Below are 24,681 nucleotides of genomic sequence, written 5' to 3' on the forward strand. Positions count from 1 at the left end.
ACGGACACTGCCATGGAACTGGTACTTTTCGACCTCGACAACACCCTGCTCGCCGGCGACTCGGACTTCGAGTGGGCGCAATTCCTGATCTCGAAGGGCGTGCTCGACCGCGAGCTGTACGAGGCGCGCAACGCGACCTTCTACGCGCAGTACAAGGCCGGCACGCTGGACATCCACGAATTCCTCGACTTCCAGCTGGCGCCGCTGTCGCGCCACCCGCGTGCCGAGCTGGACGCATGGCATGCCGAGTTCATGGTGCAGCAGATCCGCCCGCGCCTCACCGACGGCGCACGCGGCCTGGTGAACGGTCACCTGGAAAGCGGTGCCCTGTGCGCCATCGTCACCGCCACCAACAGCTTCATCACCGGTCCGATTGCACGCGAGCTGGACGTGCCGCATCTGGTTGCCACCATCCCCGCGCAGCAGGACGGCGAATTCACCGGCAAGCCGCGCGGCACGCCGGCTTTCCGCGAGGGCAAGATCGAGCGCGTCGAACGCTGGCTGGAAGAGCTCGGACTGTATTTCGGCAGCTTCCGCCGCACCACCTTCTACAGCGACTCGTTGAACGATCTGCCGTTGCTCAGCCGGGTCACCAATCCGGTGGCGGTCGATCCGGACCCGACGCTGGACGCGCACGCGCGTGCGCACGGGTGGCAGATCATGCATCTGCACACCGGCACCGCCGTACCGGACGAGGTCTGAGCGTACACATGGAGCGCAATACGCGTCAGCGCACCGCGATACTCGGCGCCATCGAAGCGGCCGGCCGGCCGCTTTCGCCGGCCGAACTGCACGCGCTGGCGCGCAGCGAAGCACCAGCGCTCGGGCTCGCGACTGTGTATCGCAACATCAAGCTGCTGCTCGAAGAAGGCCGCATCCGCGAAGTCAGCCTGCCGGGCGAAGCGCCGCGTTACGAGGTGGCCCACCTCGGCCACCATCATCACTTCAAGTGCCTGCAGTGCGACCGCGTGTTCGACATCGCCGAATGCCACACCGACTGGAATGCACTGGCGCCCGCCGGTTTCTCGGTCGAGGCGCACGACGTGACGCTGTTCGGCCGCTGCAGCGTGTGCAGCGGAAAAGGAAATGCGGACGGTGCGCCCTCAGCCGGGCGCACGCATCCGCACGACCACGATCACACGCACTGACGGCGACGGCCGAGCGCGCCCACCAGTCCGACGCCGGCGAGCAGCATCGCCCACGTTGCGGGTTCCGGAACCGGCGCCATCAGCGCGCCGACCGCGTCTTCGAATGCCGCTTCTTCCAGCCCGTTGTTGAATGCGATGTAGAACGGCGACGATGCCAGCCCGCCGTTCGCTTCGAGCTGCAGCGTGATCAGGTAGGCGCCGGCCAGCGCGCGGTCCGTACCGCCGATCGAGAAGTCCAGATGCGAGTGGATGTCGCCGGCGCCGGACACCTGTGCAATCGCGCCCGCCGGATCGGTGACCGCGCCGTAGCCGAATGAAGTGATCGTACCCAGCACGTCCTCGATCGACACGAAAACCGACGGACCGCTGCTCGTCCACATCGAACCGTTCCACGACTGCAGCACGCCCAGGCCGCGGTAGCCGACGACCCGCCCGACGTCGAGCGCGCCCTCTTCCGCAACGAAGCCCGGGTCGTCGGTCTTGAACAGGCCGCCGCTGAAGTCGCGGAAATCCGCTTCGAACAGGCGGTAACCATTGGCGGCAATCTGCGCCAGCCCTTCGGGGTCCACCACCAGTGCGCCCGCCGCCATGCCGACCTCGATATCGCCGGCGTGATCGGCGGCCTGCGCGGTCACGCCGAGCTGTATTGAAAGAAAGGCGGTCATGCCGAGCGCACGCAGCGCAGAACCGGGTCCGGAATGTTTCATCGCTTGCTCCTTGGTGAGGACGGAATGGGATAGGACATCTCCGTTAACGATAACGCGTTACTATTCGCAATAGCAATCATCGCCCCTCCCGCTGCAGCATGTCCTCTCGATTCGTCCGTCTCCACCCCGTGGCGATCCGGCGCCCTGGTATCGCCGGAAGCCTGTCCATCCTCCTGCTCACCGCCTGCTGCCGCAGCGCGATCGCGCAGGATGTCGCCGACGGCACCGACGCCATCGAACTGCCCGCCATCCGCGTCGAGGACAGCCGAACGCCGGACGGAGCGAACGAAGCGGGCGCGTCCACACTGCGCGGCGAGGCGCTGCGCAACCGCAAGGGCGCAACGCTGGGCGAAACCGTGGGCGACGAAGCCGCCGTGCACAACGCCTCCTTCGGCACCGGCGTCGGCCTGCCCGTCATCCGTGGCCTCAGCGGTGCGCGGGTGAAGGTACTGAGCAACGGCGGCGGCACGCACGACGCGACCACCTTCAGCCCCGATCACGCATCGACCGCCGATACAGCCGTGGCGGATTCGGTGCGCATCCTGCGCGGCCCGGCCACCATCCGCTACGGCGGCGGCGCCATCGGCGGCGTGGTCGACGTGGCTGACGAACGCATCCCGACGCGCCTGCCGCAGAAGGCGCTCAGCGGCGCAGTCGACCTCGGCTACAACACGAACGCCTCGGAACGGATCAGTTCGCTGCGTCTCGACGGCGGCCGCGGCCCGTTCGCACTGCACGCATCAGCCAGCAGCCGCGATCGCGGCGACGCCCGCATCGCCGGCTGCGCCGTCGACGACGACGCCGTACAACAGCAGTTCGGCCTGATCAACACGCGCAACAGCTGCGGGCGGCTGTACAACAGCGATGCGCGTGCCGCCGCCGGCACGCTGGGCGGCAGCGTGTTCATCGGCAACGCGCTGCTGGGCGCCGCCGTGAATAACGCGTCGAACGACTACGGCATTCCACCCGCCCCCGGCCACTCGCACGGCGGCGACGACCGGGTGCGCATCGTGATGGACAACCGCCGCGTCGACACCCGTGCCGAGTGGCTGGGCGAAGGCTGGCTGCAGTCGCTGCGCTACACCGGCGCGCACGTCGATTACCGACACGACGAAGTCGATCAGGGCGCCGTCGCCACCACCTTCCGCAACAAGGCGATCGAGCAGCGCATCCAACTGGAGCACGCCTTCGGCGAACACCTCGGCGGCACGGTCGGCGTGCACCACACGCGGCGCGACTTCTCGGCGCTCGGCGCCGAAGCTTTCATTCCGCAGACCTCGATGCGCAGCTCCGCGCTCTACGCAACGCAGCATGTCGACATCGCCAGCCTGCGCTTCGAACTGGGCTGGCGCGGCGAAATGACGCGCATGGAAGCCGGCGACCGCGAACTGGCCGGCGGCTTCGCGGTGAGCTTTCCGCGGCGCCACATCAACGCGCAGAGCACTTCCGCGTCGCTGCGCTGGCAGGCTGCCGATGCGCTGAGTTTCACTGTCAGCGCCGCACACGCCGAACGCGCGCCCGAAATCCACGAGCTCTACTCGCTGGGCGCCCACCTCGCCACCCGCACCTACGATCTGGGCGACCCCAGCCTGAACAAGGAGGGCGCGCGCTCGATCGACCTGTCGGCGCTGTACGAGGATGCGCGACTGCGCGCCGCGGTCAGCGTCTATGCCAACGACGTCAGCAACTACATCTTCCAGCGCAGCGAGGCCTTCTTCTACGACACCGCCGAAGAGCAGTTCCGCTTCGCCTGCGTCCGCCTGGAAGAGTGTCTGCAGGTGGTTCAGTACGCGCAGAGCCGCGCCAAGCTGCGGGGCTTCGAGGCGGAACTGGCGTTGAAGTGGGCAGCCAGCCGCTTGGGCGATGTCGAGTGGTCGGTCTTCGCCGACGCCTTGCGCGCCCGGCTGCCGACGCTCGACGAGGACGTACCGCGCATGCCGCCGCTGCGCTTCGGCACACAGCTGGCGGTAAGCAAGGGGGCGTGGTCGGGGCGGGTGCGCGTCACGCGACAGGCGGCGCAAGACAGGCCAGGCGCCAACGAAACCGCCAGCGACGGCTACACCCTGGTCAGCGCCAACCTGAACCACGTGCGTCCGCTCGACGGCGGCCGCACGCTGACGCTGTACCTGAAGGCGCGCAATCTGCTCAATGCCGAAGCACGCAACCCGGTGTCCTTCCAGCGCAGTTTCTCGCCGGAGCCGGGGCGCAGCGCGGAAGCCGGCCTCAGTCTCAGCTTCTGACCCGACGCGCCAGCGAAGTCGTCAGCACCAGACCGGCCACCATCAATGCCCAGCTCGACGGCTCCGGCACCGGCAGGCTGACGCGCGACAGAAAGGCCGTTTCGTACTGCGCAGCGCTCAGGCCGTAGTTGAACAAGACGTGGAAAGGGTCGGAATCGACGTAGCGTCCGCGGCCACCTATCGACGTCGCGTCGGTCAGTTGCAGCGTCACCATGTAGGCGCTGGACGGTGCCGCCCCTTCTATGAACCAGTCCAGGTGCGCGTGGAAGCCGCCATTGGCGTTCGCGTCGTCTATCGTCGCCGCGACGGGGCCTTCGATGCCGGCGCCGGTAAACAGCGTGCCCTGCGAATAGAACTCGAAATTCGCCGCCGCACCCGGCGGTGCCAGGCGCGGATTGATCAGCGACTGGATATAGGCGTTGGCCACCGCCGGTGGCACCGCGCCGTACAGGCGAATGCCGACGCCGTCATCGGCGGCCGACCATGTGCCGCTGGCCGCATCCCACTGCAACAGCGTGCCGACCGCCTTGAAACCGATGAAATCGCGGGCGCCGCTGGCACCGGACAGGCTGCCCGGGAAAGCCTGGAAACCCGGATCGTCGGTACTTTTCGGCCCGCCCTCGAAGTCGCCGAAGTCGCCCGGGAACACCATGTATCCGGTGTGGACATCGATCGGCAATTGCTCGAACGGCAGGTCGCCGTAGGCACCGACCGTGATCCTGCTGCCGGCCACCGGTCCCTGGTCGAGCCCGATGGCGACATCGAAGTGGATGGCCTGTGCCGCGCCGACGTGGAAGGACAGCAGTGCTGCAGCAAGGTGCATGAAGCGTATGGGCGCGCGCATGAGAGGTCTCCGGATGATCAGCCTCTAATGATAATGCAATCTCCTTTACAAAAAAGAACACACCCCGTATCTTTTGATATTCGATTATCAATAAAGGAGAGCATCTTGAAAGTCCGCGCCCTGCTCGTCGTTGCCGGCCTCATGTCCGGCTTTGCACACGCCAGCGAACCGCTGCGCGCCGATGAAGGCATCGGCTTCTACATCGGGATCGACAGCCTGGCGACGATTGCCAGCGGCACCTATGCCGGCCTGGCCAACCCGAACTACGGCCGCCTCACCTATCTGATGGAGCACGGCAACCACTTCCACGGCATCGGCGCCTACAGCTATACCGGCAGCGCCGCCGCGCCGGTCATCAACGGCAGCAACGCCAACGACCGCATTCCGGAACTGTCGGCACGCATTTCACCGCTGCCCGGCACGCTCGCGCTGAGCGCAGGCAGCGGAGCATTCGCCGGCAAGCTGGTCAGCGGCGTGCTCGGCGACGGCGTCGCCCATCACGATTACAGCTACCTCGGCACGTCGTCCATCCAGTCGCTGGCCGATGGCGTCGCGGGCAGCGCCGAGGCGGTGCTGTACGCGAGCAGCGCCAACCGCTGGAACGCGCAGCGCGACGGCGTGCAGGTCGCGCTGAAGCTGGAGTACATCACGCCGGGTCTGAAGGTCGCCGCCAATGGCGACATGGATCTGTTCGACGGCGGCAATCTCTACCTGCTCGGCGACAGCAACGGCTTCGACTTCCTGCCGACCTTCTACACCGACGCGGCCGCGGCGGTCGGCACCTACACCGCGCAGTTCTCGCTGGTGAATCTGGGCAGCAATACCGCCGTGCGCGACGGCGGCACCTTCTACATCGACTTCGCGGTCGCGCCGCCGGTGCCTGAACCGGCGAGCTGGGCAATGCTTCTCGGCGGTCTGCTGATGCTGGGCACGGTCGCCGCGCGACGCGCGCGCTGAGGACGAGGCACGCGGGCACGCCCCGCCTGCAAGCACCATGAACATTCGATTTCAGCCCCCTGCCCCCGCGACATCCTGTTCCCGTGCCGTCGGCGCCGGTACGCTGCCCGACCTGGCGCAGGTCTTCGATCCGGCCGTCAATCTGGTGCGTCTGCAGCGCCCGCTGCCGCCCGGCCTGACCGGCTACCTGGACGCCGCCCACGCCAGCGGCGCACTCGGCAGCGGACGGCACGCGGTGATCGACGCCGGCAGCCCGCTGCCCACCGGCACGCTGCCCGAACTGCCGGGGCGCGACATCGTCGATGCCGACGTGCAGTGTCTGTCCGAACTGCTGGCCGACCTCACTGGCTGTACGCGGGTCGGCGTGCGCATCGAAGTGCTGGACCGCGCCATGTGTCCGCGCTGGCACGTCGACCGCGTCGCCCTGCGCCTGCTCTGTACCTGGATCGGTCCGGCCACCGAATGGCTGGACGAGCGCTGCGCCGACCGCAGCCGCCTCGGCAGCGACGACGTGATGACCGACGCCAGCGGCATCGGCCGCGCTGCAGCCGGCGACATCGTGCTGCTCAAGGGTGAGCTGTGGCCAGACAACGCCGGCCGCGGCGTCATCCATCGCTCACCCCACCTCGACGCAGCGCACCGGCTGCGCATCGTCGCCGCCTTCGACGCGGTGTTCTGAATACGGAAACCACACCACCATGAACGAACGACTTCCGGTCACCGTGCTGTCCGGCTTTCTCGGCGCCGGCAAGACCACCCTGCTGAACCATGTGCTGTCGAATACCGAAGGCCGCCGCGTCGCGGTCATCGTCAACGACATGTCGGAGGTGAACATCGATGCCCAGCTGGTGGCGCATGGCGCACAGCTGTCGCGCACCGACACCCGCATGGTCGAAATGTCGAACGGCTGCATCTGCTGCACGCTGCGCGAAGACCTGCTGATCGAAGTATCGAGACTGGCGCGCGAAGGCCGCTTCGACTATCTGCTGATCGAATCGACCGGCATTTCCGCACCGCTGCCGGTCGCCGAAACCTTCACCTTCGAAGACGAGGACGGCAGCAGCCTGTCATCGGTGTCACGGCTGGACACCATGGTGACCGTGGTCGATGCGTACAACTTCCTGCGCGACTATTCGAGCCAGGACATGATCGCCGCACGCGGTGAGTCGCTCGGCGACGAAGACAACCGCACCGTGGTCGACCTGCTGGCCGACCAGGTCGAGTTCGCCGACGTGATCGTGCTGAACAAATGCGACCTGGTGAGCGATGCCGAACGCGAGCGACTGCACGCCATCCTGCGCGCATTGAATCCACGCGCCGACGTCGTCGAGGCCCGTGAAGGCCGCGTGCCGCTGGACCGCATCCTCGACACCGGCCGCTTCGACTTCGACGCCGCGGCCGAAGCGCCGGGCTGGCTGCAGGAAATGCGCGGCACCCACGTGCCCGAATCCGATACCTACGGCATCCGCAGCTTTTCGTGGAGCGAGCGCCGGCCCTTCCATCCGCAGCGCTTCTGGAACCTGATCCACGACGAATGGCCCGGCGTCATCCGCAGCAAGGGTTTCTTCTGGCTGGCCAGCCGCATGGACTTCGCCGGCGAATGGGCGCAGGCCGGCGGCATCTGCCGCAACCGCCCGGCCGGTCTGTGGTGGGCGGCGGTGGATCGCGCCGACTGGCCAACCGACCTCGACTACCTGAAGCAGATCGAAGCGCGCTGGCTGGCGCCCTTCGGCGACCGCCGGCAGGAACTGGTATTCATCGGTATGGACATGGACGAGGCGTGGATACGCCAGCAACTCGACGCCTGTCTGCTGACCGACGCCGAAATGGCCGCCGGCTCGTCCGCCTGGCGCGACCTGCCGGATCCTTTCGATCCGTGGTCGCTCGCTGCGGCCGACGACGAGCCGGAGCAAGGCGCCTAGCGCGGCGTAGGCGGGGTCTCCGCCAGGCCCAGGCGCCGTTCGGTCACCCAGGGCACCAGGCCGACCTCGGAGGCGAGTTTCACCAGTTCGATGTCGGAGCTGACGTCGAGCTTGCGTCGCGCGGTGCTCAGCTTGTTGGCCACCGTCTTCGGGCTCAGGTTGAGCTGTTCGGCGATGGCGTCGATCGAGTGGCCGGACACCAGCAGGCGGCACATTTCGAATTCGCGCGGCGTCAGGTAACCGAACAGCTTGGATTCCGGCAGGTAGTGCGAGAAGGCCACGCTTTCCGCCACCTGCCGGCTCAGCACGCGCTTGCCGCGCGCCACCGACTGCACCGCGTCGACCAGCTGCTCGGCCGGGCTGTCCTTGGTCAGCACACCGAGCGCGCCGGCGTCCAGCGCCTGCTGCACCACGGTCGGATGCGAGCACATCGTGAACATGAGCACCTTGGCCTGTTCGTCGAAGGCGACGATGCGCCGCGTGGCTTCGATGCCGCTGGAGCCGGGCAGCATGATGTCCATCACCACCACGTCGGGCGCGTGCTTGCGATAAGCGGCATAGGCCTCGTCGGCGGTACCCGCCTCGGCCGCCACCAGCAGCGCCTCGTTCATCTCCAGCAGCGCGCGGTAACCGGTGCGCACGACGGCGTGGTCGTCGACCAGAAGGATGCGGGTCTGTCGGTTGTTCATGCGGTGATCTCCTGTTCGTTGCGTGCGAAGGGCAGCCGCACGGTGACGCGCCAGCCGCCGCCGGTAGCCGGGCCGGCGCTGCAGACGCCGCCCAGCGCGAGCGCGCGTTCGCGCATGCCCAGCATGCCCAGCCCGGCGACGCCGGTCGGTATGCCATGCGCGCTGCCGTTGTCCCAGATGTCGAGCTTGAGCACTCTGCCGTCGCCGCCCTGCTCGGTGCTCACGCCGATCAGCAGGCGCGAGCAGTCGGAGTGCTTGAAAGCATTGGTGACCGCTTCCTGCACGATGCGGTAGGCGCTGGCCTCGACCGTCGGTCCGGCGTCGGCCGATTCGCCTTCGAGGTTGAGCACCAGTTCGAGCGGCCGCGGCGCCTGCGCGCTGCGCTGCTCGACCAGCTGGCGCAGCGCGTTGTACAGGCCGAGCGCGTCGATCTCGACCGGGTGCAGCGATTCCAGCTGCACGCGCACGCGGCCCAGCAGCTGCGCCAGATGTCCGCCCAGCGCCTCGGCGCTGCCGCGGTAACGAGCCAGTGCCGGCTCGTTCCGGCAGGCGGCCGACAGCACCGCGACATGCGGCTGCATGGCCACCATATAGGTGCTCATTTCGTCGTGCAGATCGCGCGCGATGGCGCGCCGCGTCTGCTCTTCCATCACCATGATCTTGCGCAGCAGCGCCGAGCGCTCGCGGCTCACTTCGGCCAGCGAATTGGCCATCCGGTTGAACGAGGCCGACAGTTCCGCCAGATCGGGCAGGCGGAAGGCCGGCAGGCGCGCGTCGAGGCGGCCCGATTCGATGTCGCGCAGCGCGGTGCGCAGCGCGTGCACCGGTTCCAGCGCGCGGCAGATGGCCCAGTACAGCAGCAGGCCGAGCAGCACGCTGTAGGCCACCGTCAGATAGCTCAGTCGCTTGAAGCCTTCCCACTTCTCGCGCATTTCGTCGGACGGCATCGGCGACACGCGATAGAAGCCGGCGATCTCGCCATTCAGGCGCCACGGCTTCATGCGCACTGTGCCGTCCGCCTGCACCGGCGCTTCGTCCGGCGCCGGCCATCCACTGGCACCTCGGGTGTCGGACGACGCGAGCACGCGACCGGCGAGATCGAGCACGTCGATGCGCACGTGGCGGATGTCCTTCATGCGCTGCACGCGTTCGAGCAGCGAGTCGAGCATGGGCGAGCGGCCGTCGCCGGCGTTCAGCGGCATGTCCTCCGGCAGCAGCAGCAACACCAGCCGCGTACCCGACTCGATCTCCTCGACCGAGTCGCTGCGCCAGGCCTTGTAGTGCAGGAAGCCGTGCGTGAGCAGCAGCAGGCACATGAGCACAAGCACGATCAGCAGCAGGCGGTTCTTCAGTGTCATTCGGCAGGGATGGAAGTGCGGCGGGACGTCCGGCTTCAGGGGTGCCGGAGCCGACGATGGTAGCGCCGGAGCCGAGGGACAAAATCCCCTCGTTGCAATGCGCCGCGCACCGCAATCGCTGCACTGCACATTCCTATAGTTCGCTCGACCGCAGCGCTGGCCGACTGTCGACGACAGCGTCCGCGGTTGCGATCTCCGGGCCCACAGGTCTGTTCTGGTCCGGCTCCCGGATCGCATGAAAGCGAATGCGCGTATCCCCACGCGCCCCACCCAAGGAGGAGAAAACCGCTATGTCACTGAAAAGAGCAACCGGCCGGACCGGTCTGCACAAGAAACGTCTGAGCCGCGCCGTCGCCACCGCGATCGCCGGTTTCGCGCTGGCGTCCGCATCGGGTGCCGCGCTCGCCAATGCCGAGCTGATCAAGCTGTCGCAGGACGACCGCCAGTGGGTCATGCAGGGCAAGGACTACGACCACAGCCATTACAGCGGCCTGAAGCAGATCAACCGCAGCAACGTGAAGAACCTGAAGGCCGCGTGGACCTTCTCGACCGGCGTGCTGCACGGCCACGAAGGCGGTCCGCTGGTGGTGAACGGCATCATGTACATCCACACGCCGTTCCCGAACATCACCTACGCGATCGATCTCGACAACCCGAACAAGATCCTGTGGGAACACAAGCCCAAGCAGGACGCCTCGGTGCGCGCGGTCGCCTGCTGCGACGTCGTGAACCGCGGTCTGGCCTACGGTGACGGCAAGATCTTCAAGACCCAGCTCGACGGCCACATCGTCGCGCTGGACGCCAAGACCGGCAAGGAACTGTGGAAGATGGAGAACTCCGACCCGAAGGTCGGCTCCACGCTGACGCAGGCACCGATGGTGGTCGAGGACATGGTCATCGTCGGTTCGTCGGGTGCGGAACTGGGTGTGCGCGGCTACGTCACCGCCTACCGCATCAAGGACGGCAAGCAGGTCTGGCGCGCCTACGCCACCGGCCCGGACGAGGACATCCTGCTGGCTGACGACTTCAACATGGCGAACCCGCACTACGGTCAGAAGGGCCTCGGCACCTCGACCTGGGAAGGCGACGCATGGAAGATCGGCGGCGGCACCAACTGGGGCTGGTACGCCTACGACCCGGAACTGAAGCTGATGTACTACGGCTCGGGCAACCCGGCACCGTGGAACGAAACCATGCGCCCGGGCGACAACAAGTGGACGATGGCCATCTGGGGTCGCGACGTGAAGACCGGCAAGGCCAAGTTCGCCTTCCAGAAGACGCCGCATGACGAGTGGGACTACGCCGGCGTGAACTGGATCGGCCTGTCCGACCAGGTGGTCGACGGCAAGAAGCAGAAGCTGCTGACCCACCCGGACCGTAACGGCATCGTCTACACCCTGAACCGCGAGAACGGCAACCTCGTTCGCGCCGACAAGATCGATCCGTCGGTGAACGTGTTCAAGGGCTACGACATGAAGAAGGGCGTGCCCATCCGCGACCCCGAGTACTCGACCCGCATGGACCACCTGGCCAAGGGCATCTGCCCGTCCGCCATGGGCTACCACAACCAGGGCCACGACTCGATCGACAAGAAGCGCGAACTGGTCATGCTCGGCACCAACATGATCTGCATGGACTGGGAGCCGTTCATGCTGCCCTACCGCGCAGGTCAGTTCTTCGTCGGCGCCACGCTGAACATGTACGCCACCCCGGGCAACAACGGCAACATGGGTCAGGTCAAGGCCTACGACGTCAAGACGTCGAAGTTCAAGTGGGTCAAGGACGAGAAGTTCTCGGTCTGGGGCGGCACCACGAGCACCGCGGGTGACCTCGTCTTCTACGGCACGCTGGACGGCATGATCAAGGCGGTCGACGCCGACAACGGCAAGACGCTGTGGGAATTCAAGCTCCCGTCCGGCGTCATCGGCCACCCGGTCACCTATGAGCACAAGGGCAAGCAGTACGTCGCCATCTACTACGGTGTGGGCGGCTGGCCCGGCGTCGGCCTCGTGTTCGACCTGACCGACCCGACCGCAGGTCTCGGTGCAGTGGGCGCCTTCAAGGAGCTCCAGCAGTACACCAAGATGGGCGGCGGCGTGATGGTGTTCTCGCTGTAAGACGTACCGGGCATGGCGCCACGCGCCATGCCCGTTTCAGGCAGGAGATCCACGATGAAACAGACCCTCATTGCAGCGCTGCTGTGCGCGCTCGGCGGCGTCGCGCACGCCGCCGGCACGCTCAAGGTGTGCGCGGCCGACAACGAAATGCCCTACGCCAACGAGCGGGGCGAAGGATTCGAGGACCGCATCGCCGAAAAGCTGGCGGCGGCCATGGACATGAAGCTGGAGCGCGTCGGCTTCAGCGACCCGCGCTACGTGGTGCGCGACCTGCTCGACAAGGGCAAGTGCGACGTCATGCTCGGCGTCGATGCGGGCGATCCCCGCGTCGCCACGACCCGCGCCTACTACCGTTCGAGCTATGTGTTCGTCACCCGCGCCGATTTCGGCCAGGAGGTGACCGGCTGGGACAGCCCGGCGCTGCAGACCGCGCACATCGGTGTCATACCCGGAACGCCGGCTGAAGTGATGCTGGTGCAGCTCGGCCGCTATGCCGACAGCTTCCGCTACATGATGTCGCTCGGCGGCAACAAGGCACCGCGCAACCGCTACGTGCGCTACGACAGCGAAAAGCTGATCCGCGACCTCGCTGCCGGCGAGATCGACGTCGCCGTGGCCTGGGCACCGTCGGTCGCCCGCTACATCAAGAGCGCAGCGACGCCGCTGAAGGTCACTCAGGTACCGGCACAGGCCACGAAGTCGAATGGCGAACCGGTGCATTTCCACTTCGACACCGCCATCGCCGTGCGCAAGGACGACCGCGCACTGCTGGCCCGCATCGAAGCCGCGCTCGCGCGCAGTCGCGACGACATCGAGGGCGTATTGCGCGCCGAAGGCATACAGATTCTGCCGCCGCACCCGGTGGCCGAAGGAAACAAGGACAGCAAGGGATGAAGTTTCAAGTCAGCAAACTGGTCGCGGCAACCCTGATGGGTGGCGCCATCGCCACGGCGATCGCCGCCGGCAGCCCGCCGCGCTTCTACAACATCATCGAAGGTTCGCCGCTCGACTTCTCCGGCAAGGAGGAAAGTCCCGCAGTGAAGTCCTTCAAACAGACGGGCATCAACCCCTACAACACCGACGCCGCCAAGATCGCCGAAGGCGAGTCGCTGTACTCGACCGCCTGCTCGGGCTGTCACGGCCACCACGCCGAGGGCAAGCTCGGCCCCGGCCTGGCCGACGACTACTGGACCTACCCGGCGAATGCCACCGACGCCGGCCTGTTCTCCAGCATCTACGGCGGTCTGCAGGGAATGATGGGGCCGCAGAGCGGGCACCTGTCGCAGGACGAAATCCTGGTGATCATGAGCTGGATCCGCTCGGTCTACAAGGGCGACCCGGCCAAGGCGCTGTGGAAGCAGGCGAACTGAGGAAGGCGAAGTTTTCGGCCCGGCCCCGTCCGGGTCGTCACGTGCAGCACCCACATCACAACCACGGAGGAATGACAATGAAGATCCGCACCGCAGCCCGTCTTGCAGCCACTTCCGCACTCCTGCTGCTGGCCGGCGGCGCCCACGCCTACGACGGCACCAAGTGCAAGGCGGCCGGCGACTGCTGGGAGCCGAAGCCGGGCTATCCGGCCAAGGTCGCCGGCTCCAAGTACGACCCGAAGCACGACGCCAAGGAACTGTCCAAGCAGGGCGACTCCATCAAGCAGATGGAGGCGCGCAATGCCAAGCGCGTCGAGCAGCTCAACGCCACCGGCACCTTCAAGTACGACGTCAACTGATCGTCGCGTCTTCCCGGCCGGACGAGCTCCCCTCTCGTCCGGCCGGGTTCCCGAAGGCCACGCGGAACGCGGCGTGCTGCGCGCCGTCCGTCACGCCTTCCCAGCCGCGCCTTCGCGGCCAACCCGATCTGGAATCCCGGATGCACTCCGAACCTGTTGACCTGTCGGCATGGCGGGTCCGTGCGCTCGACTTCGAGCGCCAGCTCAACGCGGTGCTGGTCGGTATGCCGCGCACCGTGCGACTGATGACCATCGCCGTGTTCGCCCGCGGCCACGTGCTGCTCGAAGGCGATGTCGGCGTCGGCAAGACCACGCTGCTGAAGGCGGTGGCGCGCGGCATCGGCGGCGCCTACCAGCGCATCGAAGGCACCGTGGACCTGATGCCCGGCGACCTCGTCTATCACACCTACGTCGGCGACGACGGCCGCCCGCGCGTCGAGCCGGGCCCGCTGATCGCGCAGGGCAGCGAACTGGCGGTGTTCTTCTTCAACGAGATCAACCGCGCCCGCCCGCAGGTGCATGCGCTGCTGCTGCGCCTGATGGCCGAACGCACGGTGAGTGCCTTCAACCGCGAATACACGCTGCCCTGGATGCAGGTATTCGCCGACCGCAACCGGGTCGAACGCGAAGAAACCTTCGAGCTGCCCTCCGCCGCCCGCGACCGCTTCCTGCTCGAAGTGTCGGTCGAAGCGCCGGACGCGCGCGACCAGCTGCGCGGCCTGATGTTCGACACCCGCTTCCACGACGCCGACGCGCTGATCTCCAGCGTCGAACCCGGCATGCTGGACCACACGCGACTGAACGACGTCGCACAGTCCATCCAGGACACCGTGCAGTCCAGCCCGGCGCTCGACGACTACGGCGTCGACCTCTGGCTGGCAACGCGCCAGCCCGCGCTTTACGGCGTGCAGCTGTCCGACGTCGACATCGACCAGTTCATCCTGTCCGGCGCCAGCCCGCGTGGCGTCGCCATGCTGGCGCGCGCCGCCCGCGTGCACGCCTGGCTCGAAGGCCGCGACCGCCTGGTACCGGAAGACCTGCACGCGGTGTTTTTCGAGGCCATCGCGCACCGCCTCTGCCTGAACCCGGTGTACGAGACGCAGCGCCCGCTGTACGCCCGCCCCTTCGTCACCGAGGTGCTGCGCCAGGTCGCCTCGCCATGACAGCGTCCGCGCTCGCCTACGCGCTGCGCTGGCGCAGTCGCGCGGTCACGCCGGGCGCGCACCGCGGCATGCTGTCCGGCCCGGGGCACGACTTCGAACGCAGCGTGCCGCTGTCCGGCAACCGCGACGCGCGCCGGCTCGACCTGCGGGCGACGCTGCGCGACCCGTCGGAGCGCGTGTGGGTGCGGCTGTTCCGGCAACAGGCCGTGGTGCCGGTGGTGGTGCTGGTCGACGTGTCGCGCTCGATGGACTACCGCGGCGCGACGCACCGGCATGCGCTCGCCGCCGAACTCGCCGAGGCGATTGCGCACGCCGCCTGGCGCATCGGCGATCCGTTCGCACTGATCGCCTGCGACCACCGCATCCGTGCGGAACTGACGCTGCCGCCCTGCCGCAGCGCGGCCGGTGCGCGCGCCGCGCTCGCCCGGCTGCGCGCACACGTACCGGATGGCGACGACAACAGCGCACTGCTCAAAGCCGCCCCGCTGCTGCCGCGCCGGCGCTCGCTGGTATTCCTGCTCACCGACGGCCACATGCCGGACGAGCGCCTGAACCGCGTGCTCGGCAGCCTCGCCCGCCACGACGTGGTCACCGTGGTACTCGGCGACAGCCGCGAACAGCACGCTTCTTCGCGCTGGGGCATCGCCCGCCTGCGCGACCTGGAAAGCGGCGCCGAGCGTCTGCTGCTGCAGCGCCCGGCCCTCGCCCGCGCCTTCGTCGAGGCGCAGGCGGCGCGGCGCGAACGGCTGCGCCACATCGCGCTGCGCCACGGACGCCCGCCGCTGTTCATCGACGATCGCATCGATCCGGTGCAGTTCAACCGCTACTTCCTGCAGTCATGAAACGGTCCTCCGTCCCTGCACTTCTTTCCTTGCTGCTCTGCCTGTTCACCGTACCGGCGATGGCGACGGTCACGCTGAAGCAGATCGAGTGGCCGCGCAACTTCGGCTACCGCATCGGCGACACGCTGCCGGTCGCACTGACGCTGAGCGTGCCGCCCGGCTGGGCACCCGACCGCGACGGCCTGCCGGAGCCGGGCCAGGGCGACCGCCAGTTCGAACTGCGCAGCCTCACCGCCGTCGACGCGCCGGGGCGCTGCCCAGACTGCCGCCTCTACACGCTGGAATGGCAGCTGATGAAGAGCGTGCGCGCGCCGCAGACGCTGCGCCTGTCTCCCACCGTGCTGCGTTTCCGCAAGGACAACGCGGTGGCCGAGATCAAGGTGCCCGCCTTCGATCTGAGCACGGCGCCGCTGCTGCACTGGGCGTCGAAGAAGGACATTGTCAGCAGCGTGCATCCGGGCTACCGCGCCACCGCCTTCGACAGCAGCGCACCGCTCGCGCGTGCGCTGGGCTGGGCCGGCGCCGCAGCGGCGCTGCTGCTGGCCGCGCTGTGGGTGGCCGGACGGCTGGGCACGCAGCGCGCGCGTCCGTTCGCCCGCGCCTGGCGCAGCGTGCGCGCGCTGCGCGGCCGCGATGACGCGGAAGCGCTCGAACAGGCCTTCCGCGCGCTGCACCATGCGTGCAACGAAAGTGCCGGGCAGACCGTGTTCGCCTCCACGCTGCCGGACTTCATCGCCGCCCACCCGGCCTTCGCCGATCAGGCTTCGGCGCTGGAAGCGGCCTTCGCCGCCTCGCGTGCCTGCTTCTACGGGCTGCCGCCCGACCCGCGCTACACGCAGCCCGACGCGCTGCTGCCGCTGCTGGCGGCACTGCGCGACCGCGAGCGGCTCGGCGCGCGGCGGCGTCCGGTCAGCCCATCCGTCGTCGTCGAAGCCGCTTGAGCGCGACATGATGTCCTTCGATCATCCGCACTGGCTGTGGGCTGCACTGCTCGCGCTGCTGCCGCTGCTGTGGCACGGGCAGCGCACGCTGCCGCACGGCTGGCTGCCTGGCGTGCCGGCCGATCCGGCGTCGCGCGCACTGGCCGTCGCGCTGCGTCTGCTGGGCGCGCTGGCAGTGCTCGGCAGCGTGATCGCGCTGGCCGGTCCGCACCGTCAGGGCGAAGACGTCGAGCGCGTCGGCAACGGCGCCCACGTCGTCATCACGCTGGACCGCAGCGCCAGCATGAGCGACGGCTTCGCCGGTCGTGGCGCGCAGCAGGGCGACGAAGCCAAGGGCCGCGCCGCCGCCCGCCTGCTCGAAGACTTCGTGCGCGAGCGCCCGCGCGACCTGTTCGGCGTGGTGTCCTTCAGCACGGCGCCGGTGCATGGCCTCGAACTGACCGCCGACCACGACGCGGTGCGCGCCGCGATACGCGCGTCGGCCGCACCCGGCGTCGGGCTGACCAATATCGCCGCCGGCCTGACGATGTCGCTGGAACAGTTCCGCGACAAGCCGGTGACCGGCTCGCGCGTGGTGCTGCTGGTGTCCGACGGCGCCGCGCAGATCGACGTACGCAAGCAGAACCAGATCCGCCGCCTGTTCGCCGAGAACCGCAGCGCGCTGTACTGGATCTTCCTGCGTACCGCCGGCGGCCGCGGCCCGTCCGACCCGCCGGACCCGGAAGCCGGCTTCGATCCGGCGCCGGAGTACTTCCTGAACGAGTACTTCCGCGACCTCGGCGTGCCCTACCGGCTGTACGAAGCCGACACACCGGACGCACTCGCCCGCGCCATCGCCGACGTCGCCCGCCTGCAGAACCAGCCGCTGCGCTACCGCGAAACACCGCCGCGGCAGGACCTCGGCGGGCTGTTCATCGGCGTCGCCTTCGCCTGCAGCCTGCTGCTGCTGGCCGCCCGCACTTTCGAGGTTCCCGCATGGTCCCGCTGATGTCGCCGTCTGCACTCCTTCACCTGCTGCGCCGCCGCTCGGCCGCACTGCTCTACCTGCTGGCCGCACTCGCCGCAGCCGCCAGCCTGCATGCGCTGTGGCAGGGCTGGCGGGCGCACGATGCCAACCGGCAGATGCGCGACGGCGTGGCCGACGCCGGCGCACCCCCAATGGTGCTGTTCGCCCGCGCCGTGACGCTGGACCGGAAGCGCGACAACGACGCGGCACTGGCCGCCTACAGCGAAGCCGAGGCACAGGCCGAACTGCGCGGCGACCCGGCACTGGCGCGTGCCGCCCGGGTCAATGCCGCCAACATCTATCTGCGGCGAGCGATCGAGGTGGCCACCGGCGAAGGTGCGGCGGCGCGCGCCATCACACTGGTCGAACTGGCCAAGACCGGCTACCGCCGTGCGCTGCGCGAACAGCCGGAGGACTGGGGCACGCGCTACAACTTCGAACTGGCGCAGGTGCTGGTGCCCGACTACGAAGTGCGCAACTGGCGCAAGGACGGCAAGGAAACCAAGGTCGATGACGACGCGCTGCCCGACAAGGCGGCGTGGACCGAGATGGTCGGCGCACCGCGAGGCATGCATTGAAGGTCGCCGACACCCTGCGCGGGCGCGGTGCGCGCTTCTGGCTGCTCGCCGCGGCCAGTGCCTGTCTTGGCGTGGCGCTGTTCGATCCGGCGGTGCAGGTCGAGCGGCGCGTCGGCACCTACATGATGGTGTTCGACATCACGCAGAGCATGAATACCCGTGACGTCGGCCCGGCCGACGCCCGCATCGGCCGGCTGGACCACGCGAAGCAGCTGGCCATCGCCACACTCGACCGTCTGCCCTGCGGCACGCAGGTGGGCGTATCCATTTTCGTCGAGCGGCGCACGCAGCCACTGCTGATGCCGGTCGACGTCTGCATCGACCGCGCCGCGCTGAACGACGCCATCGGCCACATCGACTGGCGCATGGCCTGGGCCGCCGACAGTCATCTGTACTACGGCACCTACTCCGCGCTCGACGACATCCGCCGGATGACGCCGGGCGCCGCCCTCGCCTTCTTCACCGATGGCCACCAGGCGCCGGCGCTGCACCCGGGCCGCATTCCCGCCTGGGATGGCGAACCGGGCGAAGTGCCCGGCGTGCTGTTCGGGGTCGGCGGCGAGCAGCCGGAACCGGTGCCCAAGCTGGGCGAGAAGGGGCGCATCGAAGGCTACTGGACCGCCGAAGACACGGCCGGCTTCGCCAGCGCCGGCGCCCCCACGCTGTCGGTGCTCGACATGGAAAAGCTGGGCGGCGACATCCGCAACGCACCGCAGCGCGCGCCCGGCTCCGACAACGACCACCTGTCGCTGCGCCGCGACGACGTGCTCGAAGACCTCGCCCAGCGCACCGGTCTCGGCGTCGCGGTCGCCCGCTCGCCGGAGCAGATCGCCGCGCAGCTGCGCGCGCTGCCCGGCGGCCGGGTCGCCGACACCCGCTTCGCGCTGCGCCCGCTGCTCGCGCTGGCCGGCCTCGCCGCACTGCTTGCCAGCCTCGCACCGGCGCCGTCCGCCGTCCGCCGCCGCGCCCACCGATTGTTCACCTTCAGGAGTGCCTGATTCATGAAAGTACCGCTGTCCGTCCTCACCTTCGCACTGTTCGCACCGCTCGCCATGGCGCACGGACCGACGCCGCAGAAGATAGACGAGTCGGTCGTCATCGCAGCCCCCCCGGCCACCGTGTGGGCCGTGGTCGGCGACTTCGCCGGCATCGCGAAGTGGAATCCGGCGATCAAGGCTTCGTCGGCCGACCGCGGCAACGAAGCCGGTTCGACCCGCACGCTGACGCTGCCGACCGGCACCGTGACCGAACAGCTCGACGACTACGACGCGGCCGCAATGAGCATGAACTACCGCTCGGGCAACGCCGACCCGGCCGTGCTGCCGGTCAGTTCCTATTCCGGCCGGCTCACCGTCAAGGCCGAAGGCGGCGGCAGCAAGCTGGTGTGGCAGGCGCGCGGCTACCGCGCCGACACCGGCAACGACCCGGCCGCCGGCATGGACGACGAGAGCGCGGTCAAGGCCCTGCGCGCGCTGATGCGCCCCGGCCTCGACGCGGTGCGCACGCAGATCGAAGCCTCCGCCAAACCCTGATGGACGCGCTGCCGACACTGCGGACGGCGGCCTCACCGCTGCGCTGGCTGCTCGCCGTATCACTGTTCGTCGGTGCACTGCCGCCGGCGTCAGCCGACGCGGCCTGGCCGAAGATGCGCAGCGCGCTGTTCGGCGAGCGCAGCTTCGGCAGTGACCCCGCGGTGCTGGCGCTGGAGGCGCCCGATCGCGCGGAGGACGCATCGATCGTGCCGATCGCGCTGCGCGTGGGCCCGGCGGGCGGCGCGCTGCGCACGCTGTGGCTGCTGGTCGACGAAAACCCGTCGCCGCTCGCGGCACGCTTCACGCTGCACGACGCGGTGGTAGGCAGCATCGAGACGCGGCTGCGCGTCGAGCGCTACACCACGGTGCGCGCCATCGGCGAAACCGACGACGGCCGGCTCTACATGGCCGAGCACTTCGTGCGCGCGGCCGGTGGCTGTTCGGCGCCCATCGGTCCGGCCGACGACGGCGACTCAGCGATCGGCCGCATGTCGATGCGCCGCTTCGACGTCGCCGGCGCGCGCAGCGAGGTGGAGCTGCGCATCCGCCACCCGAACCACTCCGGCCTCGAAGTCGATCTGGACACACGCGGCTACGTCGCCGCCGACTACGTGCGCGAACTGCGTGTGCGGCAGGACGGTTGCCCGCTGCTCGACGCCGAACTCGACATCTCGATCAGCCGCAATCCCTATCTGCGCTTCGGCATCGCCACCGATGCGCGCCGACTCGACGTGCAGGTCGGCGACAGTCGAGAACGCCGCTTCGATGCACGCTTTCCGCCGGACGCCACCACGCCGTGAAACGCCGGCTGCTGATCGCCGCGACCTGTATCGGCGCCTCCGCCGCGACCAGCGCCGCACCGTCGGCCGAAGCCCTGATGAAGATGTCGCGCGCCGTGCTGAAGGTGTCGGCGCTGGGCGACGACGACAATCTGTCGGTAGGCTCGGCCGTCGTGATCGGACCGGACAGCGCGCTGACCAACTGCCACGTCACGCGCCACGCCCGCATCATCGTGCTGTCGCGCGGGCTGGCGCGGCACGCGGTGGTCGGCCAGCGCGCCGACGTGTCGCGCGACCTTTGCCTGCTGCGCACCGCCGAGCCGCTGCCCTACCCGGCGGTGGAGCTGCGCCCGACCCGCAGCCTGACGCTGGGCGAACGCGTGCTCGCCCATGGCTACTCGGGCGGCATGGAAGCGCATTTCGCGCGCGGCCTCATCGTCGATCTGCACGCGGCGGGCGGCAGTCACGTCATCCAGACCTCGGCCGGCTTCCTGCAGGGCGCCAGCGGCGGCGGCCTGTTCGACGAGGAAGGCCGGCTGATCGGCATCACCACCTTCCTGACCAGCGCCGGCCGCACCGAATATTTCGCGATGCCGGCCGACTGGACCGACCGCCTGCGCGAACGCACGGAGGAGGCACCGAAGCCGCTGACCGGGTCTGCGCTGTGGGCGCAACTGCCAGCGCACCAGCCCTGGTTCATGCGCCTGCTCGAACCGCTGTCGCGCAAGGACTGGCCGACGGTGTCGCAGATGGCCGATGAGTGGATGGCCGCCGAGCCGCACGCACCGGCGGCCGCCTTGATGTGCGCCCGCGCCGCGCGCGCACTGGCGCGGCCGGCACGCATGTCGCAGTGCCTGCAGCAGGCGCTGGAGGGCGCGCGCGACAGCGAGATCGAACTGACCCGCATCGCCGCCTGGGCGCGCAGCGAAGGGCTGGACGAAGCCGTCGCCGCCAGCACGACGGCGCTGGCACGGCTGCGTCCGCTGCCGCGCGGCGAGTGAGGCCGCCGGGCGGCGCGTTGACTCGCCTGGGCAGGCTCAGCCCGCCGGTACGCCGGTCCGGTTGACCTGGCTGTAGAAGATCTTCTGGTTGTGCAGGCTGCCGAGCAGCTCGTTCAGTTCGTGGATCAGTGCGTCGTTGTTGGCGCTCGCGGCCACGTCGCCGCTGGCGACCGCGACCTGGGCCAGACAGCCGATCTTGTCGCGCAGGGCGTCCTCGATCAGGTCGATGTGGCGGATCGTGAGCTCGAAGGTTTTCTGGTGCTTGGACATAAGGGTTCTCCCTTTGCCGCCGCCTCGTGAGCAGCGGGTGTTTACGAGAACCGACAGCGTAATCCTTTCGTGCGCCGCAACAAGCCCCCGCTGCGAAAGACGGTCAGTGGCCGTCGGGACATCCTCACCGGAATCCGGGGCAGACACCGCCTGCAGCGGCATCCGGAGTCGCGGATAGTGCTTTCCTTTTCCGTCACGTCCGCACATCGAAGCCATGCATCGCAGCCGTCTGCTCGCCACCACCCTTGCCACACTCGTCGCCCTGCCGGCCGTCGCCGCCACCGACACCGTTGTCACGGTCAACGGCCGGCCGGTACCCCGCGCCCAGCTCGATTTCATCATCAAGGAACAGATCCGCCAGGGCCGCCCGGCCTCGCCCGACCTGTCGCGCCAGGCGCGCGAGGAACTGATCGGCCGCGAAGTGCTGGCGCAGGAGGCGGAGCGCAAGCTCGGCCGCAGCGAAGCGCTGAAGACGCGCATCGAATTCATGCGCCAGCAGGCGCTGCTGAACGCGCTGCGCGAGGACTTCTTCCTGAACACGCAGCCGTCCGACGCCGAGGTGCGCAAGCTCTACGACACGTTGTCGAGTCGCGCCGGCGAGCGCGAATACCGGGTGCGGCACATCTTGGTCGCCGACGAAGCACAGGCGAAATCGCTGCAGGACCAACTGGGCAAGGGTGCGCGCTTCGAGGATCTGGCGAAGGCCCACTCGAAGGACAGCGACAGCGCGCCGGCCGGCGGCCTGCTCGAATGGACGCCGGAGGGCCAGTTTTCGCCCGAATTCGCCGCCGCGCTGCCGCAGATGACGCGCGGCAAGGTGGGCGACGCCCCGGTGCGCAGTGGCGCCGGCTGGCACCTGATCCGGCTGGAGGACGTGCGTCCGGCGCAGCCGCCACGTTTCGAGGACGTGAAGCCGCGCATCGTCGAGTCGCTGATCGAGCAGAAATGGCGCAGCTACGTGAAGGAGCTGCAGGCGCGCGCGGTGGTGAAGTGAGGGCAGCCTGGTCACTGCTGGCGCTGTGCTCGGCCACGGCCGCGGCCGGCGAGGTCGATCAAGCGGCGCACGCGGCGCTCGAATGGGTGGCCGAGCCCGAAGCGCAGTGCGTGCAGCTGGGCGGCACGATGACCGGCCTGCGCAATCGCGACCGCAGCCGCACGCTGCGGGTGTGGGTCGAGCGCTGGTACCTCGACGTGCTGACCGCCGACCGCAGCCGCCACGACCTGCCACCGGACGGCAGCATCCGCCAGCTCGGCTGTTCCGAAACCCGTTCCGGCGCCCAGCGCTGGACAGTGGTCGACGCCCGCTTCCTGCCGACAGGCGAAGCGCAATGAACCGATGAAACAGTCACTTGCACTCATTCTGCTGGTCGTGGCGACGACCGGCGCCCAGGCGGAGGCGCCGCCCGAGCGCGCTTACGTGCGCGCCGGCACCGACCGGCTGATCCGCGCCTGCACGCAGGACGGCCACACGTTGAGCCTGCTCGCCCGCCCGGGCGTCGAGGTGGTGAAAGGTGGCGCCGCCCCGGCGGATCTCCCGATCGACGCCTTCATGCAGGGCATTGCCGAACAGGTGATGCAGCTGACCCGCGCGGTACCGCACGCCGACTTCCTGCGCCCGGACAGCGCGGGCGCCCGCGCGCTGAGCGACGCGGTCGAGACCTGGATGGACGCCTTCAACCGCAGCCACGGCACCCGGCTGGCCTGGGCGATCGGCGACTTCGGCGTCAGCGACGCGCCGCAGGCCGCCTGCCGGGCACCAGCGGACTGAAGGCCTGCCGATTCAAGTTGTCGTCCCCCGCCGTCGATATGACTGGTCTGTACGCCGTGCGCCGCAGCATCCCGCGCGGTGCGGCGACGGCCACACGCCATGGTGGAGCGAGGAGACAACAAGATGACGCAACGGATACTCTATTTCCTGGTGCCGGGCAGCAATATCAGCCCCTTCGACGTGACCATTGCCGCCGATGCGGGCTTCGACCAGGTGATTCCGCTCACCGGCATCCGCCCGGAAAACGTGACCGCGCTGGTGCAGGACGCCATCTTCTGTCGCCCGCCCAATCGCTTCAACGACACCGGTATCTTCATCGGTGGCCGTGACGTGCATATGGCGACCGACATGTTCCAGTCGGCCAAGAGCGCCATGGTCGGCGACTTCCAGGTCGGCGTATTCGCCGACCCGAACGGCGCCTACACCACCTCGGCCGCCGTGGTCGCGCTGGTCGAGAAGGCGGTCAATGCGAGCACCGGCTCCGGACTGACCGGACGCACCGTATCCGTTTTCGGCACCGGCCCGGTCGGCCTGTGCACCGCCATCCTCGCCGCACGCCAGGGCGCGAAGGCGCGGCTGTGCCAGCTCACCGCGGACGACGATTCCAAGGCGGCGCTGCGCTTCTGCGAGCGCTACAACGCAAAAGTCGAATGGGTGTCCGCCGAAACCCACCGCGACAAGGTCAATGTGGTCGCCGACAGCGAAATCGCCGTCAGCGCCGCCAAGGCCGGCATCCGCATCCTCGACGCCGAAGTGCTGGAGGCCGGCGGCAAGCTGATCGCCTGTGCCGACACCAACGCCGTGCCGCCGTCCGGCATCGAAGGCATAGGCGTGAACGACCGTGCGATTCCGGTCGAGGTCGGTCCGGCTCGCTTCCTCAGCATCGGCCCGCTGGCCATCGGCAGCCTGAAGTACAAGACGCAGTTCGGTCTCTACCGCTCGATACAGACCGGCTCGTCGCCGGCGCTGATCGACTTCCCCGAGGCGTATGCGTATGCGCTGCAGGAGTTGGCGCAGAGCAAGCCCGCGTGAGCGGGACCGAGCGCTTGTCATGGCGCGCGTGACAAGCGCACCATAGGCGGCCGGCAGG

General features: G+C 68.6%; 28 protein-coding genes. 23 read left to right on the forward strand and 5 right to left on the reverse strand.

Annotated features, from left to right (window positions below; translation table 11 throughout):
* Positions 1–12: 12 nt before the first annotated feature.
* Both AC51BJ_RS02050 and AC51BJ_RS02055 read left to right on the forward strand, forming a co-directional pair.
* Complete coding sequence (locus tag AC51BJ_RS02050) at positions 13–702, forward strand: histidinol-phosphatase (RefSeq protein ID WP_430433362.1); 690 nt, start codon at positions 13–15, stop codon at positions 700–702.
* Between the two features lie 8 nt (positions 703–710).
* Positions 711–1,148, forward strand: a complete 438-nt coding sequence (locus AC51BJ_RS02055) for a Fur family transcriptional regulator (protein WP_496279164.1) — start codon at positions 711–713, stop codon at positions 1,146–1,148.
* Here AC51BJ_RS02055 and AC51BJ_RS02060 read toward each other — a convergent pair.
* Entirely contained in the window at positions 1,136–1,855 is a 720-nt protein-coding gene (locus AC51BJ_RS02060; protein WP_496279165.1) for a PEPxxWA-CTERM sorting domain-containing protein, read from the reverse strand. The two genes, AC51BJ_RS02055 and AC51BJ_RS02060, sit on opposite strands and share 13 nt — an antisense overlap.
* A gap of 128 nt (positions 1,856–1,983) precedes the next feature.
* Here AC51BJ_RS02060 and AC51BJ_RS02065 point away from each other — a divergent pair, with 128 nt between their 5' ends.
* Complete coding sequence (locus tag AC51BJ_RS02065; RefSeq protein ID WP_496279166.1) at positions 1,984–4,095, forward strand: TonB-dependent receptor; 2,112 nt, start codon at positions 1,984–1,986, stop codon at positions 4,093–4,095.
* Here the strand turns inward: AC51BJ_RS02065 and AC51BJ_RS02070 are convergent.
* A complete protein-coding gene (locus AC51BJ_RS02070) occupies positions 4,085–4,939 on the reverse strand; it encodes a PEP-CTERM sorting domain-containing protein (protein WP_496279167.1) in 855 nt (284 codons plus the stop codon). The two genes, AC51BJ_RS02065 and AC51BJ_RS02070, sit on opposite strands and share 11 nt — an antisense overlap.
* A gap of 105 nt (positions 4,940–5,044) precedes the next feature.
* On the opposite strand from AC51BJ_RS02070, the gene AC51BJ_RS02075 reads away from it, so the two are divergent.
* Genes AC51BJ_RS02075 through zigA form a run of 3 tightly spaced genes read left to right on the forward strand, consistent with a single transcriptional unit; the run spans position 5,045 to position 7,818 of the window.
* Positions 5,045–5,896 (forward strand): all3515 family Zur-repressed PEP-CTERM protein, encoded by an 852-nt coding sequence (locus AC51BJ_RS02075; protein WP_496279168.1) that lies wholly within the window; start codon positions 5,045–5,047, stop codon positions 5,894–5,896.
* 37 nt (positions 5,897–5,933) lie between these two features.
* On the forward strand, positions 5,934–6,575 hold the full coding sequence (locus AC51BJ_RS02080) for a DUF1826 domain-containing protein (RefSeq protein WP_496279169.1): 642 nt from the start codon (positions 5,934–5,936) through the stop codon (positions 6,573–6,575).
* Between the two features lie 19 nt (positions 6,576–6,594).
* A complete protein-coding gene (gene zigA / locus AC51BJ_RS02085; protein ID WP_496279170.1) occupies positions 6,595–7,818 on the forward strand; it encodes a zinc metallochaperone GTPase ZigA in 1,224 nt (407 codons plus the stop codon).
* Here the strand turns inward: zigA and AC51BJ_RS02090 are convergent.
* Complete coding sequence (locus AC51BJ_RS02090; protein ID WP_430433354.1) at positions 7,815–8,507, reverse strand: response regulator; 693 nt, start codon at positions 8,505–8,507, stop codon at positions 7,815–7,817. The two genes, zigA and AC51BJ_RS02090, sit on opposite strands and share 4 nt — an antisense overlap.
* Entirely contained in the window at positions 8,504–9,865 is a 1,362-nt protein-coding gene (locus tag AC51BJ_RS02095) for an ATP-binding protein (protein ID WP_496279171.1), read from the reverse strand. The genes AC51BJ_RS02090 and AC51BJ_RS02095 overlap by 4 nt, the downstream gene beginning before the upstream one ends.
* A gap of 290 nt (positions 9,866–10,155) precedes the next feature.
* Between AC51BJ_RS02095 and AC51BJ_RS02100 the strand changes: the two genes are divergently transcribed.
* The 13 genes from AC51BJ_RS02100 (at position 10,156) to AC51BJ_RS02160 (ending at position 21,553) form a co-directional block, all read left to right on the forward strand.
* Positions 10,156–11,982, forward strand: coding sequence for a methanol/ethanol family PQQ-dependent dehydrogenase (locus AC51BJ_RS02100; protein WP_020164049.1), 1,827 nt, complete (start codon positions 10,156–10,158; stop codon positions 11,980–11,982).
* Between the two features lie 54 nt (positions 11,983–12,036).
* Positions 12,037–12,876: a methanol oxidation system protein MoxJ gene (gene moxJ / locus AC51BJ_RS02105; RefSeq protein WP_430433351.1), complete on the forward strand. Its 840-nt coding sequence runs from the start codon at positions 12,037–12,039 to the stop codon at positions 12,874–12,876.
* A complete protein-coding gene (moxG, locus tag AC51BJ_RS02110) occupies positions 12,873–13,352 on the forward strand; it encodes a cytochrome c(L), periplasmic (protein WP_425762499.1) in 480 nt (159 codons plus the stop codon). Before moxJ ends, moxG begins: the two co-directional genes overlap by 4 nt.
* A 77-nt stretch (positions 13,353–13,429) precedes the next feature.
* Positions 13,430–13,711, forward strand: coding sequence for a methanol dehydrogenase (locus AC51BJ_RS02115; RefSeq protein ID WP_304000921.1), 282 nt, complete (start codon positions 13,430–13,432; stop codon positions 13,709–13,711).
* Positions 13,712–13,851: 140 nt separating this feature from the next.
* On the forward strand, positions 13,852–14,874 hold the full coding sequence (locus AC51BJ_RS02120; protein ID WP_496279172.1) for an AAA family ATPase: 1,023 nt from the start codon (positions 13,852–13,854) through the stop codon (positions 14,872–14,874).
* Complete coding sequence (locus tag AC51BJ_RS02125; protein WP_496279173.1) at positions 14,871–15,716, forward strand: DUF58 domain-containing protein; 846 nt, start codon at positions 14,871–14,873, stop codon at positions 15,714–15,716. Before AC51BJ_RS02120 ends, AC51BJ_RS02125 begins: the two co-directional genes overlap by 4 nt.
* 29 nt (positions 15,717–15,745) lie before the next feature.
* Positions 15,746–16,657, forward strand: coding sequence for a hypothetical protein (locus tag AC51BJ_RS02130; protein WP_496279174.1), 912 nt, complete (start codon positions 15,746–15,748; stop codon positions 16,655–16,657).
* Positions 16,658–16,664: 7 nt separating this feature from the next.
* The gene (locus AC51BJ_RS02135) at positions 16,665–17,645 is read left to right on the forward strand and encodes a vWA domain-containing protein (RefSeq protein ID WP_496279175.1); all 981 of its coding nucleotides are present in this window, start codon (positions 16,665–16,667) and stop codon (positions 17,643–17,645) included.
* Complete coding sequence (locus AC51BJ_RS02140; RefSeq protein WP_496279176.1) at positions 17,633–18,241, forward strand: hypothetical protein; 609 nt, start codon at positions 17,633–17,635, stop codon at positions 18,239–18,241. Before AC51BJ_RS02135 ends, AC51BJ_RS02140 begins: the two co-directional genes overlap by 13 nt.
* Positions 18,238–19,239, forward strand: coding sequence for a hypothetical protein (locus tag AC51BJ_RS02145; RefSeq protein WP_496279177.1), 1,002 nt, complete (start codon positions 18,238–18,240; stop codon positions 19,237–19,239). Before AC51BJ_RS02140 ends, AC51BJ_RS02145 begins: the two co-directional genes overlap by 4 nt.
* Before the next feature lie 3 nt (positions 19,240–19,242).
* Positions 19,243–19,773 carry an SRPBCC family protein gene (locus AC51BJ_RS02150; protein WP_496279178.1) on the forward strand — a complete coding sequence of 177 codons (531 nt, stop codon included), beginning with the start codon at positions 19,243–19,245 and terminating at the stop codon, positions 19,771–19,773.
* A complete protein-coding gene (locus AC51BJ_RS02155) occupies positions 19,773–20,573 on the forward strand; it encodes a quinoprotein dehydrogenase-associated SoxYZ-like carrier (RefSeq protein ID WP_496279179.1) in 801 nt (266 codons plus the stop codon). The genes AC51BJ_RS02150 and AC51BJ_RS02155 overlap by 1 nt, the downstream gene beginning before the upstream one ends.
* Positions 20,570–21,553: a S1 family peptidase gene (locus tag AC51BJ_RS02160; protein ID WP_496279180.1), complete on the forward strand. Its 984-nt coding sequence runs from the start codon at positions 20,570–20,572 to the stop codon at positions 21,551–21,553. The genes AC51BJ_RS02155 and AC51BJ_RS02160 overlap by 4 nt, the downstream gene beginning before the upstream one ends.
* A 36-nt stretch (positions 21,554–21,589) precedes the next feature.
* Here the strand turns inward: AC51BJ_RS02160 and AC51BJ_RS02165 are convergent, their stop codons facing one another.
* Positions 21,590–21,823 (reverse strand): hypothetical protein, encoded by a 234-nt coding sequence (locus AC51BJ_RS02165; protein ID WP_430433341.1) that lies wholly within the window; start codon positions 21,821–21,823, stop codon positions 21,590–21,592.
* A gap of 214 nt (positions 21,824–22,037) precedes the next feature.
* On the opposite strand from AC51BJ_RS02165, the gene AC51BJ_RS02170 reads away from it, so the two are divergent.
* The 4 genes from AC51BJ_RS02170 (at position 22,038) to AC51BJ_RS02185 (ending at position 24,623) form a co-directional block, all read left to right on the forward strand.
* On the forward strand, positions 22,038–22,817 hold the full coding sequence (locus AC51BJ_RS02170) for a peptidylprolyl isomerase (protein ID WP_496279181.1): 780 nt from the start codon (positions 22,038–22,040) through the stop codon (positions 22,815–22,817).
* Positions 22,814–23,155, forward strand: coding sequence for a hypothetical protein (locus AC51BJ_RS02175; protein WP_496279182.1), 342 nt, complete (start codon positions 22,814–22,816; stop codon positions 23,153–23,155). The genes AC51BJ_RS02170 and AC51BJ_RS02175 overlap by 4 nt, the downstream gene beginning before the upstream one ends.
* A gap of 4 nt (positions 23,156–23,159) precedes the next feature.
* Positions 23,160–23,591 (forward strand): hypothetical protein, encoded by a 432-nt coding sequence (locus AC51BJ_RS02180; protein ID WP_496279183.1) that lies wholly within the window; start codon positions 23,160–23,162, stop codon positions 23,589–23,591.
* 123 nt (positions 23,592–23,714) lie between these two features.
* Positions 23,715–24,623, forward strand: a complete 909-nt coding sequence (locus AC51BJ_RS02185; protein WP_430433337.1) for an NAD(P)-dependent methylenetetrahydromethanopterin dehydrogenase — start codon at positions 23,715–23,717, stop codon at positions 24,621–24,623.
* The last annotated feature ends 58 nt before the right edge of the window (positions 24,624–24,681 follow it).

The sequence above is a fragment of the Methyloversatilis sp. S146-33 genome (assembly GCF_059552495.1).

What these genes read in the sequence shown, in the direction of transcription:
- moxJ (WP_430433351.1), top strand. Translation starts at nt 12,037, where the DNA reads ATGAAACAGACCCTCATTGCAGCGCTGCTGTGCGCGCTCGGCGGCGTC.
- AC51BJ_RS02095 (WP_496279171.1), bottom strand. Translation starts at nt 9,865, where the DNA reads ATGACACTGAAGAACCGCCTGCTGCTGATCGTGCTTGTGCTCATGTGC.
- AC51BJ_RS02165 (WP_430433341.1), bottom strand. Translation starts at nt 21,823, where the DNA reads ATGTCCAAGCACCAGAAAACCTTCGAGCTCACGATCCGCCACATCGAC.
- AC51BJ_RS02150 (WP_496279178.1), top strand. Translation starts at nt 19,243, where the DNA reads ATGAAAGTACCGCTGTCCGTCCTCACCTTCGCACTGTTCGCACCGCTC.
- zigA (WP_496279170.1), top strand. Translation starts at nt 6,595, where the DNA reads ATGAACGAACGACTTCCGGTCACCGTGCTGTCCGGCTTTCTCGGCGCC.
- AC51BJ_RS02170 (WP_496279181.1), top strand. Translation starts at nt 22,038, where the DNA reads ATGCATCGCAGCCGTCTGCTCGCCACCACCCTTGCCACACTCGTCGCC.
- AC51BJ_RS02115 (WP_304000921.1), top strand. Translation starts at nt 13,430, where the DNA reads ATGAAGATCCGCACCGCAGCCCGTCTTGCAGCCACTTCCGCACTCCTG.
- AC51BJ_RS02080 (WP_496279169.1), top strand. Translation starts at nt 5,934, where the DNA reads ATGAACATTCGATTTCAGCCCCCTGCCCCCGCGACATCCTGTTCCCGT.
- AC51BJ_RS02070 (WP_496279167.1), bottom strand. Translation starts at nt 4,939, where the DNA reads ATGCGCGCGCCCATACGCTTCATGCACCTTGCTGCAGCACTGCTGTCC.
- AC51BJ_RS02060 (WP_496279165.1), bottom strand. Translation starts at nt 1,855, where the DNA reads ATGAAACATTCCGGACCCGGTTCTGCGCTGCGTGCGCTCGGCATGACC.
- AC51BJ_RS02135 (WP_496279175.1), top strand. Translation starts at nt 16,665, where the DNA reads ATGATGTCCTTCGATCATCCGCACTGGCTGTGGGCTGCACTGCTCGCG.
- AC51BJ_RS02120 (WP_496279172.1), top strand. Translation starts at nt 13,852, where the DNA reads ATGCACTCCGAACCTGTTGACCTGTCGGCATGGCGGGTCCGTGCGCTC.
- AC51BJ_RS02090 (WP_430433354.1), bottom strand. Translation starts at nt 8,507, where the DNA reads ATGAACAACCGACAGACCCGCATCCTTCTGGTCGACGACCACGCCGTC.
- AC51BJ_RS02055 (WP_496279164.1), top strand. Translation starts at nt 711, where the DNA reads ATGGAGCGCAATACGCGTCAGCGCACCGCGATACTCGGCGCCATCGAA.
- moxG (WP_425762499.1), top strand. Translation starts at nt 12,873, where the DNA reads ATGAAGTTTCAAGTCAGCAAACTGGTCGCGGCAACCCTGATGGGTGGC.
- AC51BJ_RS02185 (WP_430433337.1), top strand. Translation starts at nt 23,715, where the DNA reads ATGACGCAACGGATACTCTATTTCCTGGTGCCGGGCAGCAATATCAGC.
- AC51BJ_RS02180 (WP_496279183.1), top strand. Translation starts at nt 23,160, where the DNA reads ATGAAACAGTCACTTGCACTCATTCTGCTGGTCGTGGCGACGACCGGC.
- AC51BJ_RS02125 (WP_496279173.1), top strand. Translation starts at nt 14,871, where the DNA reads ATGACAGCGTCCGCGCTCGCCTACGCGCTGCGCTGGCGCAGTCGCGCG.
- AC51BJ_RS02100 (WP_020164049.1), top strand. Translation starts at nt 10,156, where the DNA reads ATGTCACTGAAAAGAGCAACCGGCCGGACCGGTCTGCACAAGAAACGT.
- AC51BJ_RS02050 (WP_430433362.1), top strand. Translation starts at nt 13, where the DNA reads ATGGAACTGGTACTTTTCGACCTCGACAACACCCTGCTCGCCGGCGAC.
- AC51BJ_RS02155 (WP_496279179.1), top strand. Translation starts at nt 19,773, where the DNA reads ATGGACGCGCTGCCGACACTGCGGACGGCGGCCTCACCGCTGCGCTGG.
- AC51BJ_RS02140 (WP_496279176.1), top strand. Translation starts at nt 17,633, where the DNA reads ATGGTCCCGCTGATGTCGCCGTCTGCACTCCTTCACCTGCTGCGCCGC.